At 63.7% G+C, this 11211-nt stretch carries 5 protein-coding genes and 1 pseudogene; 2 read left to right on the top strand and 4 right to left on the bottom strand.

All coding sequences use genetic code 11. The features are described 5' to 3' along the window. Positions 1-1492: pseudogene (gene secA, locus ABEL04_RS05310) on the bottom strand (preprotein translocase subunit SecA); the annotation flags it as partial. Positions 1493-1773: 281 nt separating this feature from the next. Between secA and porQ the strand changes: the two are divergent. Further along, positions 1774-2754, top strand: coding sequence for a type IX secretion system protein PorQ (porQ, locus tag ABEL04_RS05305; protein ID WP_375801346.1), 981 nt, complete (start codon positions 1774-1776; stop codon positions 2752-2754). A 120-nt stretch (positions 2755-2874) separates the two neighbouring features. On the opposite strand, the gene ABEL04_RS05300 is transcribed toward porQ, so the two are convergent. Then, a complete protein-coding gene (locus tag ABEL04_RS05300) occupies positions 2875-3822 on the bottom strand; it encodes a tyrosine-type recombinase/integrase (RefSeq protein WP_375801345.1) in 948 nt (315 codons plus the stop codon). Between the two features lie 1021 nt (positions 3823-4843). Between ABEL04_RS05300 and ABEL04_RS05295 the strand changes: the two genes are divergently transcribed. After that, positions 4844-6628, top strand: coding sequence for an SLC13 family permease (locus ABEL04_RS05295; RefSeq protein ID WP_375801347.1), 1785 nt, complete (start codon positions 4844-4846; stop codon positions 6626-6628). Between the two features lie 338 nt (positions 6629-6966). Here the strand turns inward: ABEL04_RS05295 and sucB are convergent, their stop codons facing one another. Both sucB and ABEL04_RS05285 read right to left on the bottom strand, forming a co-directional pair. Next, the gene (gene sucB, locus ABEL04_RS05290; protein ID WP_375801344.1) at positions 6967-8763 is read right to left on the bottom strand and encodes a 2-oxoglutarate dehydrogenase, E2 component, dihydrolipoamide succinyltransferase; all 1797 of its coding nucleotides are present in this window, start codon (positions 8761-8763) and stop codon (positions 6967-6969) included. Positions 8764-8953: 190 nt separating this feature from the next. Next, on the bottom strand, positions 8954-11065 hold the full coding sequence (locus ABEL04_RS05285; protein ID WP_375801343.1) for a sodium-translocating pyrophosphatase: 2112 nt from the start codon (positions 11063-11065) through the stop codon (positions 8954-8956). Between the last annotated feature and the right edge of the window lie 146 nt (positions 11066-11211).

Here is an 11211-nt window from a genome sequence, read left to right as displayed (position 1 = left end):
CCCGCTTGTCGTTCATGTACTTGTTCTCCCGCTTCTCCTTCGAGAGGTCGTCCCGTTCCTGAAGCTCCTCCTCGAGCTCTTCGACCTTCTGCTCGTATTCATCTTCAAGCTCGGCCACCTCCTCCCCCACGACAGGGAGCACGAACAAGTCTGACGTCTCGTCCATGACCTTCGCGATGTACTCCTGTCCCTTCTCGGTCATCTCGACGGTTTGTTTCTTCTCGTCGACCGAGAAGTAGAGCTCCTCGTCGACCATCGGCATGCGTTTGGCGTTCTCCTGCAGGTAGAAGTTTTCCGTCTTCTGTCGCAGGCGCTCCACGCCGGGCCGTTCGTTGAGGAGCTTCTGAAGCTGGCGATTCTTCGGGTAGCCGCGCGAGGCGCGCAGGAGCGCGAGCCCGGCTTCGTCCTCCAGTTCCTGGGCCCGCTGGGAGTCGCCCGCCTCCTCGGCCTCCTCCTTCGCATCGAGGTACTCTTCTGCGTCTTTTACCAGGGAGCGCACCAGTCGACGCTGCGCGTCGACCAGCTTCTCGACCGGGTCGCGCAGGGCGCGGTACTCGTCGTTCTCCTGCTCGGGCACCGGACCGCTAATGATGAGCGGGGTGCGGGCCTCGTCGATCAGGACCGAGTCGATTTCGTCGATGATGGCGTAGTGGTGGCCCCGTTGCATCAGTTGCTCGGGCCGAACGACGAAGGAGTTGTCGCGCAGATAGTCGAAGCCAAACTCATTGTTCGTGCCGTACGTGATGTCGGCCTGGTACGCCTCCTTGCGTTCCGGCGTGTGCGGGTCGTACCAGTTGACGCAATCGACCGTGAGGCCGTGGAATTCGTAGATTGGACCCATCCACTCGGTGTCCCGCTTGGCCAGGTACGGGTTCACCGTCACGAGGTGGCAGCCTCGGCCGGCGAGAGCGTTGAGATACAGGGGCATCACGGCCGCCAGCGTCTTGCCCTCCCCCGTCTTCATCTCGGCAATGCGGCCCTGATGAAGAACAACGGCCCCGAGGAGCTGCACATCGTAGGGCACCATGTGCCACTCCACCTTCGATCCGCCGGCCGTCCACGTCTCGCCGAGCATGCGGCGGCACGTCTCCTTAATGACCGCAAAGGCTTCAGGGATAAGCTCCCAGAGCTTGTCCTCGACAATGTCGTGCCACTCCTCCTCAAGCTCGTCGTACTCGTCGTAGAGGGCATCTCGTTCATCGAGAGAGAGAGGTTCAACCTCCACGGCAGACACTTCGCCGTCTCCCCCCACCGGCGCATCGGGGCTTGGGGCCCGGCGCAACCGCTTCTGAATCTCTTCCTGCCGGGCCTCCACGTCGGCCACGGCCTCCTGGATCTCGGCCCGGAACTCGTCCGTCTTGGCCCGAAGCTCCTCGTCGGTCAGGTCCTGAAAATCCTCGTAGTGCTCGTTGATCTCCTCGACGACGGGCCAGAGCTTGTTGAGCTCCCGCTCATTCTGGTCGCCGAACAGATTTTTAATCCATTCAAACATGTGGGGGAAGAGTGCACGTACCTGGAGAACAAAACGACAAGACGATGCCGCATCGATGAGCGTCGCTGCGGCGGAAGAGACAGTCAAAGGACCGCCTGGAAGCAAGCGGTCGATTTTTGGATCACAAGTGGCACGCGAGCCACCGGGTTGCGTTCCAGCCCAGGTGCCTGCATCGTGGCCCTGCGAGGACGCATTCCAGGCTCGGGCGTTGGCGAAAGGAACCCGCTTCGCCCCGGGACATTCGCGCCTCGGGGGCCTCTTGTGCACGATCGGTTCAACGCATGAAGCCTGCTGCCTCAGCATTCTTAGTGCTCATGCTCGTCGCTGCGCCGGCGGGGGCCCAGCCCGGAGCGGAGTTGTCGAGCTTTCCACTACTGCGCTTCGATGCCTCGGCCCGGGCCGCCGCGCTGGGCAGCGCCTTTACCGCTGTGGCCGACGGCGACGTGAACGCGATGTTCTACAATCCCGCCGTTCCGGGGCCGGCCACGAGCCGGTCGCCCTCGCTCTCCTACCTGAGTCACCTCTCGGGCATCAATGCAGGCACCCTCGCCTACAGCCACACGGTGTCCGGCCTCAAGACGACGCTGAGCGGGGGGCTCCGCTTCGTGCACTGGGGTACGATCGAAGAACGGAATGCGCGGGGAGAGCGCACCGGTTCCTTTACGGCGGGGGACGGGGTCCTGACCCTCGGAGCCGCCCGGGCCCTCGGGCCACACCTCCGGTACGGGGCCAACGTCCATCTGCTGTACGCACAGATCCAGCGGGCCCAGGCCACGGCCGCGGCTACGGACCTCGGCGTTCTCGTTCGCGTGCCCGACCGCCAGCTTACGCTTGGGGCCTCACTTCGCCACCTTGGGGTCTCGATCGACGGGTTTGGGCCCGACGAGGCAACCCTTCCGCTCGACCTACAGGTTGGGGTCTCGAAACGACTGGCCCACCTGCCGGTGCTCCTGTCTTTGACTGCCTACGACCTCATCCAGGTGGGGGAAGGAATCCGGGGCGGCTCGACGGTCGATCACGTGTTGGCACATCTCACCTTCGGGGGGGAACTGCACCTGGGCGACGCGCTCCGCCTGCGTCTGGGATACAACCACCGTCGCAGCCGGGAACTGGCCCTCGATGATGCATTCGATCCGTCTGGACTCAGCGGTGGCGTTGGTCTTGTGGTGGGGGACGTGTCCGTCGACTATGCCTACGGCTCGTGGTCGGAGCTCGGCGGACTTCATCAATTCACGGTTCGGGCTGACCTCGACGCGTTGTAAAAATTGGCAGATTGAAGGTGGGAAGGCTGAAAGTGAGAAGGTGAGAAGGCTGAAGGCGGGGGAATTGTGGAGGAAGGGCAGTTGTTCTCTCTCACGCCTCACACCCTTACGCATCACGAGTCACACATCCAGGTCTTCCAGTTCCTCCGGGTCGCGCTTCAGGAGGCCCTGCTTTTTGTAGTAAATCATGGTCGTGTCGAGGGTCCCGTGGCGCATCCGCTCCTTCACCTCTTCGAGGGGCATGCCGTCGTTCAGCCAGAGGAGGGCCGCCGTGTGGGTGAGGCTGTGGGGCGTTACGCCCTTGCGTTTGATCTCCGCCTCCTTCAGATAGCCGTTGATGCGGCTCCGCACCGAGCGCGTCTTGAGCCGCTCCCCGTCCGAACGATGGCCATGAGAGACAAACAGGGGATCCTCGGGGTGCATGTCGTCCCGGGCGTCGAGGTAGTTCTCAACAGCTTCTAGGACCGGCGGATCGAGCGGGGCCTCCTGATCCTTTACCTCGCGCCCCTTGCCCTGCACGCGGAGCACGGGACCCATGAGGGTGTTTTCCAGATCCTCCACGTTGGCCCGAACGATCTCGATCTCGCTGAGCCCTGCGTAGAGCATAAGCGAAATGATGGCCTGGTCCCGCTTGTCGATCAGCGTGGTGTCGTCGACAACCTCCTCCAGCTGTTCGATGTCGGACTCCGTGAGGACCGACCGCGAGTGCGTCTCGGGCCGCCGGTTGCCCTTCACGGCCTTGGCGGGGTTCTCGGTCAGATTGCCAATGTCGGTGAGGTACTGACAGAAGCGCCGGAGCGCGGTCAGGTACGTGGAGACGGACACCTGGCTGAGCTCCCGGTCCTCCATCAGGTAGCGCTTATAGTCGCGCACGTCGTCCTCCGTGAACCGGAAGTTGTTCTGCTGCACGAACCATTTCTCGAACGAGTTGAGAGAGCGGCGGTACGTCCCCACCGTCTCGTCACTCTTGTCTTCCAGATAGTCGTCCTGGAAGGCCTGCAGGTGGTCGCGGAGCTCACGGAGGGAGAGCTCGAGTTCGGGGCCGTTCTGAGTTGCGTCGTCGGACATAGGGAGCAGAGGGATCGTGTTAGGAGGGGGCCTCCGACGGAGCCGGGGTCGTCTCGGCTCAACAACAGAAGGCCTCGGATTCGTCGCTGGGGTCTACCAATCAAGGGCCTGTTCCGGACGGTGTCAATAACGGAAGCCAGCTCCGGGCACACAAGGACGCTGAGACACTGGAGAGCACCTTCGACTCAGTTCGTGAAAGAGGCTGGGGATCAGTATTCAATTTTAGCGGGTCGGACGCCGAACTGTGCTTTCCGGGGCGCGCTTGCTGCCATGTGCAACATCCCCGAGATTTCTGAGCCGGTCGAGAAGCTCGAACGCCTCGTTCGCAAAGAGCGAGATGCGCAGACCTAGCGCCGGTCCCGCATGCTGCCACGTTTGAAGACTGGAGAGGCTAGGGGTCGAAGCGGAGCGGCCCGTCACATGGGTGTCCACCGCAATACGATTGCCGATTGGCTGGAGTTCTACGAGGAGGGAGGCCTCGACGAGCTTCGGGAAGTTGGGGGAGCCCGGTCCAGATCTAGGCTCGCAGTCGGTTCCCCCGGATGTGATGGAGATCCTGAAAGGCCGACCTGCCGGGCCGGAAGGCTTTGGGGGCTGCAAGGAGGTCCAGCAGTGGCCTGGGGAGGAGCACGGCGTGGAGCTCTGCCATTCGACGGTGTACGGGACCGTGCGGTACGATCTCGGAGCCGAGCTTGGTCTCTTCAGTCGAGGGCTCCAGAAAGGGCACACGGACATTCAAGAGGCAGCGTCTGGGGGGCTACCACGGCAGCTCGGCCCACTGTGTCGATCAACGAGTGATCGGGACGGGTGCTGAGGCGCTGCGTCACATCTGCAGTGCAACGACCAGCCGGGGGATCGAAAGGATTGTGCAAGATTCGGCCTTGGCAGTTGCGTCTTCGGAGCGGACCCGTCACCATGTAAAGTCCTTCCCCCTACACTCAATCCGCATTTCTCGTCTCGCCCTTGTTTCCCTGTGTCCACGCTTCTTCTCGCTCAGGCAGCGCCCGTCTTCACCGTCGACATGCTCGTCGTGCTTGGGCTCATCGCCATCGTCCTCGTCCTTTTCATCACAGAGGTGATCCCCATTGACATCACGGCCCTCGGGGTCATTGTGGCGGTTGTGCTGCTGGAACCGTGGACGGGCGTGGGGCCGACGGACGGCGTTGCCGGGTTTGCCAGCCCGGCCACCATTACGGTGCTCGCGATGTTTGTCCTCAGTGAGGGCATTCGGCGAACGGGCGTGCTGCGGCGCTTAGGCAACGCGATCGTGGCGTGGGCGCAGGGAAGCTTCTACAAACAGTACGGTGCGCTCATTGGGCTCTCGGGGGGCACGGCCGGAATCATCAACAACACCCCGGTGGTGGCGATGATGATTCCAATGACCACAAACATCGCGCGCAAAACAAAAACCTCCCCCTCGAAGCTGCTGATGCCTATCTCGTTTGCGTCGATGCTGGGCGGGATGCTCACGCTCATCGGGACCTCCACTTCCATTCTGGCAAGTGACGTGAGTGCCCGCCTGCTGGATCACCCGTTCTCGATGTTCGAGTTTACGGCACTGGGCGCGATCGTACTCGGAACGGGCCTCGTCTACCTGATGACGGTGGGCCATCGCCTGCTCCCCGAGCGCATCAAGCCGGAGGAAGATCTGACCGACGAGTTCGAGATGAGCGGCTACCTCGCGGAGGTGGTCGTGACTGAAGAGTCGCCCCTCGTCGGCAGGACCGTGCGGGAGACGCTGGGGCAGATGGAGCTTGACCTCGACATTGTGCAGATGCGCCGGGACGGCGAGGCCTTTGCCGCTCCGCTGGGGCCGAAGGAGTTTCGCGCGGGCGATGTGCTTCTGCTGCGCACAAACCGGGACGTGCTCGTGGAGCTTATGGACACACAGGAGCTGGAGCCGGTCGTGCGGACGAAAATTACGGAAGCGGACTTCGAGATCGAGGCGGAGAACGAAGCACTCGTCGAGGTGGTGCTGCTCTCCGACAATCCTCTCGTCGGGGAGACGCTTCGGTCGGTGACCTTTGCCCAGCGCTACGACGCCCTGGTGCTGGCCCTCCGCCGCCAGGGGGAACTCCTCTACGATGAGATCGATGCGGTGCCGCTTCAGGGAGGCGATACTCTGCTCGTACAGGCATCGGGCCGGGCCATCAAGCAGTTCGAGCAAAACCGCACCTTCGTGGTGGTGCAGGAGGAAGACGAGGTGTCTTTCCGGAGCGAAAAGCTTCCGCTGGCCCTGGGGATTATCGGTCTGGTCGTGGGGCTGGCGGCGATGGAAATTATGCCGATCCTCGTGTCGGCCCTGGGCGGGGTGGTGGCCATGGTGGCTACCGGCTGCGTGCAGCCCAACGAGGTGTACGAGGCGGTGGACTGGAGCGTGATCGTGCTCCTGGCCGGCCTCATTCCGCTCGGCATGGCGATGGAGCGGTCGGGCACGGCCGAGTACCTGGCCTACGGCGTGACCGAGATGTCGGCGGGCCTGCCCGCCGTCGCCCTGCTGCTTGTCTTCTACGTCTTCACGAGCCTGGTCACCCAGCTGATCAGCAACAACGCCAGCGTCATTTTGATGATACCGATGGCGGTGGAGGCGGCTCAGCTCACGGGCGCCAATCCCTTCTCGTTCGTCCTGGCCGTGACGTTTGCGGCGAGCGGGGCCCTGCTCACCCCCATCGGCTACCAGACCAACCTCATGGTCTATGGCCCGGGCGGCTACCGCTTCACGGACTTCCTGCGGATGGGGGCGCCCCTGCAACTGCTGCTCTCCATCGTCACCTGCGGCGGCATCTGGATGATTTGGGGCGTCTGATTTCGTTTCTGAGTGAAGCCGTCATCCCGTTCGAGAACGCTTCCCTTCTGTGAGACAGAGCCCTGAGAAGCTGTTTTGTGGATGGATATTCAGCCGAGACACAGCGGGCGACGTGCATGGACGGAGCCCAAACGAGCCCTGTAGCAGCGCTACCGGGCGAGTGCAGAACCCGTTCTGCACAAGATCCGCGAAGTCGCAGGCCATAGACAGTCCGCCAAACAGCTTCTGAACCTTCTAACGTTCAACGTTGAACGTTCGCACGTTGAAGGTTGAGCAGCCCTTGTCTTTTGGGCATCGATTCTCCAGGGCAGGCTGACCTCATCCACCCGGAAACGAAATCAGAACAGGTCGTCGTCCTCGGAAAAGGACTCGAGCTCGGCGACGACACGCTGGAGGAAGCTCGCGCCCATGGCCCCGTCGATGATGCGGTGGTCGTAGCTGAGGGAAAGGTACATCATGTGCCGCACCGCGATGGAGTCGCCAAGATCGTCCTCGACCACGACGGGCCGCTTCTGGATGGCGCCGGTGGCGAGGATGCCCACCTGCGGCTGGTTGATGATGGGGGTGCCCATCAGCGAGCCGAGCGAGCCAATGTTGGTGACCGTGAAGGTGCCACCCTGTAGCTCTTCGGGCTGGAGCTCCTTGTTGCGGGCCCGCTCGGCGATGTTGGCGGCCTTGCGGGCGAGGCCCACCACATTGTAGTCGCCCGCGTTGCGGATGACGGGGGCCAGGAGGCCCTTGTTGCCGATGGCCACGGCGATGCCGACGTGATAGTCCTTCTTCAGCACGATTTTGTCCCCCTCGACGCTGGCGTTGAGCGTAGGATGCTCCCGGAGCGCCTCAACGGCCGCCCTCACGAAGAAGGGCGTGTAGGTGAGCTTCACGCCCTCACGGTCCTGGAAGGCCTCTTTTTCGCGCTCGCGGAGGCGAACCAGGCCCGTCACGTCGGCCTCCGCGAAAGAGGTGACGTGGGCGGAGGTGGCCTTCGAGCGCACCATGTGCTCGGCCGTAATTTTGCGCATCCGGTCCATGGGCTGAACCTCGATGCGCTCGCCGTACTGCTGCTTGAGCTCTTCCTCGCTCGGGCCCTCCTCGACCGTGTAGTCGCCACGAACGGGCTGCTCCTCGGGACGGCTGGGACGGGGCGGTCGTTCGGGGGCTGTAGCGGGCGCGGCCGGCTCGGCGAGTTCCTCTTCCTCGCGCTCTTCGAGGTAGGCGAGCACGTCCTCTTTCGTCACCCGGCCCCCTCGCCCAGACCCCTCAAGCGATTCGAGTTCGCTCATCCGAAGGCCCTCCTCCTTGGCAATGGAACGCACGAGCGGCGAGTAGAACCGCCCGTCGGACCCGCGACGCTTGATCGTTTCTTCCGGGGGCCGTTCGGCCTCCCCGGGTTCCCGGGCCATGCCGTCCCCAGACGGCGGCGGAGAGGGCATTTCGGGCTCGTCTGGTTCCTGTCCCGCCTCTTCCTCAGGGCCTTCAGGGGCGGAGGGCGCTTCCTCTCCGGCCTCAGCCTCGGAGGCGAGCAGGGCAACGACTGTCCCAACCTCGACCGTCTCGCCTTCGGCGACGCGCTTTTCTTGAAGTACGCCGGCGGCCGGCGAGGGCACCTCCGTGTCGACTTTGTCGGTGCCGATTTCCAGAAGCGTCTCGTCGACGACCACCTCGTCGCCCACATCCTTGTACCAGGCAACGACTGTCCCTTCAGTGATGCTTTCGCCCATCTTGGGCATCACGACTTCAACTGTCTCACCCCCGGACGCACTTGCCTCCCTCGGCTCGGCCTCCGGTTCGGAAAGAGACTCGTCGGCCGTCCGCTCTTCGGACGCTTCGTCGACCGCCTCGGGCTCGTCCGCGGTAGGCGAGACCCCCTCCGGCTCAACTTCAGCCTCCTCGACCTCCGTTTCCACGCGGGCAATGATGGTGCCCACCTCAACCGTGTCGCCCTCCTCCACGAGCACCTCCGTGAGCATGCCGGCCTGGGGCGAGGGCACCTCCGTGTCGACCTTGTCGGTGCCAATTTCGAGCAGAATCTCATCCTGCTCGACCTCATCACCGGGCTGCTTGTGCCAGGCGATGACGGTTCCTTCGGTAATACTTTCGCCCATCTTGGGCATTTCAACGTCTACCTCAGCCATGACAGTCCGTTCGTTCAACGTCCGTAGAGTATGCGTCTCGGTCGAGGGCCAGCACCGGGCCGGTCGAAGCGCTTCCGGCCAACAGGTAATCTCAATGTACGGAACCCTCCTCGATAAAAAAAGCGGGACAGTGGAACGAAGATCCTCGCCCCTCCTGTCCCGCTCGGCTCGAGGGCAAAACGGGCAGTCATCAGGCAATGAGCGGAGCAATCACGAGGGATACGACCGCGATGAGCTTGATGAGAATGTTGAGACTCGGGCCGCTCGTGTCCTTCAGGGGGTCGCCCACCGTGTCGCCCACGACCGAGGCCGTGTGTGCCTCGCTTCCCTTGCCGTGCGTCTCCCCGTCCTCCCCGGTGTAGTCGGCCTCGATGCGCTTCTTCGCGTTGTCCCAGGCCCCTCCGGCGTTACTCTGGAAGATGGCGAACAGGACGCCGGAGACGGTAACGCCCGCCAGCAGGCCGCCGAGCATGCCCTTATCGATGAAGAAGCCGACAATGACGGGCACGAGGATGGCGAGCAGGCCCGGCGCCGCCATCTCGCGGAGCGCGGCCTTCGTGGAAATGTCCACGCAGCGCACGTATTCGGGCGTCCCCTCCCCCTCCATGATGCCGGGAATCTCGTCGAGCTGTCGCCCGACCTCCTTAATCATGTCGCCGGCCGCCCGGCTCACCGCCTCAATCGAGAGGGAGCTGAAAACGTAGGGCAGCACGGCGCCAACGAGGAGCCCGGACAAGATCACCGGGTCCGCCACGTCGATGCTTTCTACCTCGGCCTGGCGCATGTAGGCGGCGAAGAGGGCCAGCGCCGTGAGCGCCGCGGAGCCGATGGCAAAGCCCTTGCCGATGGCGGCGGTGGTGTTGCCCACCGCGTCGAGCTTGTCGGTGCGGTCGCGCACCTCGGAGGGCAGGCCGCTCATTTCGGCGAGCCCCCCCGCGTTGTCCGAGATGGGGCCGTACGCGTCGATGGCCAGCTGCATGCCCGTGATCGACAGCATGCCCACCGCGGCAATGGCGATGCCGTACAGGCCGGCGAAGTAGTTGGCGCCGACAATGCCGACGGCGATGATGAGGGCCGGAAAGCCCGCTGACTGCATGCCCACGCCGAGACCGCTGATAATGTTGGTTGCCGTCCCCGCGATGCTCTGCTCGGCGATGCCTTCGACCGGCCCGTACTCGGTGCCCGTGTAGTACTCAGTCACGAGGCCGATCAGCAGGCCCGCGGCCAGGCCGATGAGCACGGCCCAGAAGACGCCAATCGCCGTGTACTCGCTCCGAGCGCTAAAGGCGATGGCCTCCGACGTCCAGGTGGACGGCAGCATCCACGTGATGATGAAGTAGGAGGCAACGGCCATAATGCCGGCGGCCCCGAACTCGCCGGTATTGAGGGCCGTCTGCGGGTCGCCACCCTCGTCCACGGTGACGAACCAGGAGCCGATGATGGCCACGAGGATGCCCGCGCCGGCCAGCACCAGCGGCAACAGCACGCCGGCCAGCCGGAGGGTATCGTCCGCTGGCCCGAAGGCAGCGGTGAAGGAGGCACCGAGGACCATCGTGCCGATAATTGCGCCGACGAAGCTTTCGAAGAGGTCGGCGCCCATGCCGGCCACGTCGCCTACGTTGTCGCCCACGTTGTCGGCAATCGTGGCGGGGTTGCGCGGGTCGTCCTCCGGAATCCCGGCGTAGACCTTACCGGCGAGGTCGGCGCCCACGTCCGCGGCCTTCGTGTAGATGCCGCCCCCCACGCGGGCAAAGAGCGCAATGGCCGAGGCGCCCATCGAGAAGCCGGTAATGACGTTGATCACCTTGGGCAGCTCCCAGCCGAGGGCGTTGTCGTAGAGGAGGAAGAGGCCGCCGAGCCCGATGACGCCGAGCCCAACGACGGACAGGCCCATGACGAGCCCGCCGGAGAAGGCGACGTTCATGGCGGGCCCCAGACTCGTGCGGGCCGCCTGCGTCGTGCGCACGTTCGCTTTCGTCGCCACGGTCATCCCGATGAAGCCAGCGAGGCCGGAGCAGATCGCCCCCGCCACGAACGAGACGCCGACCCACCAGGAGGAATTGGTCTGGCCCTGGTTCGCGACGATCAGCAGCCCGGCTACCACGAGGACGAAGATGCTGAGCCAGCGGTACTCACGGCGTAAAAAGGTGCGGGCTCCTTCCGCGATGTTCTCCGACAGATCGATCATTTGATCGGTGCCCATGTCTTGCTTGTTCACCCAGCGTGTTCGGGTAAAGGCGTAGAGCAGCGCCAGCACACCGCTGGCGGGAATGAGCCATTTCAGGAGGAGGGTCGATTCCATGGAAGTGGTCGTCCTTTTCGTTCAAAAATACTCGAGACAGAGGGGGAGTGCGTGCCTAAGACGAGGATGCGAGCGCCCGCTGGTTCTCTATCCCCTGATACGGGCTGGGAGAACAGCGGGCAAACGATTCAAACTACCGCAAGAAC

It is taken from the genome of Salinibacter sp. (assembly GCF_042218895.1).
Taxonomy (GTDB): Bacteria; Bacteroidota; Rhodothermia; order Rhodothermales; family Salinibacteraceae; genus Salinibacter.
Note: the sequence above shows the minus strand (reverse complement) of the source record. Positions and strands in the feature narration are given on the sequence as shown.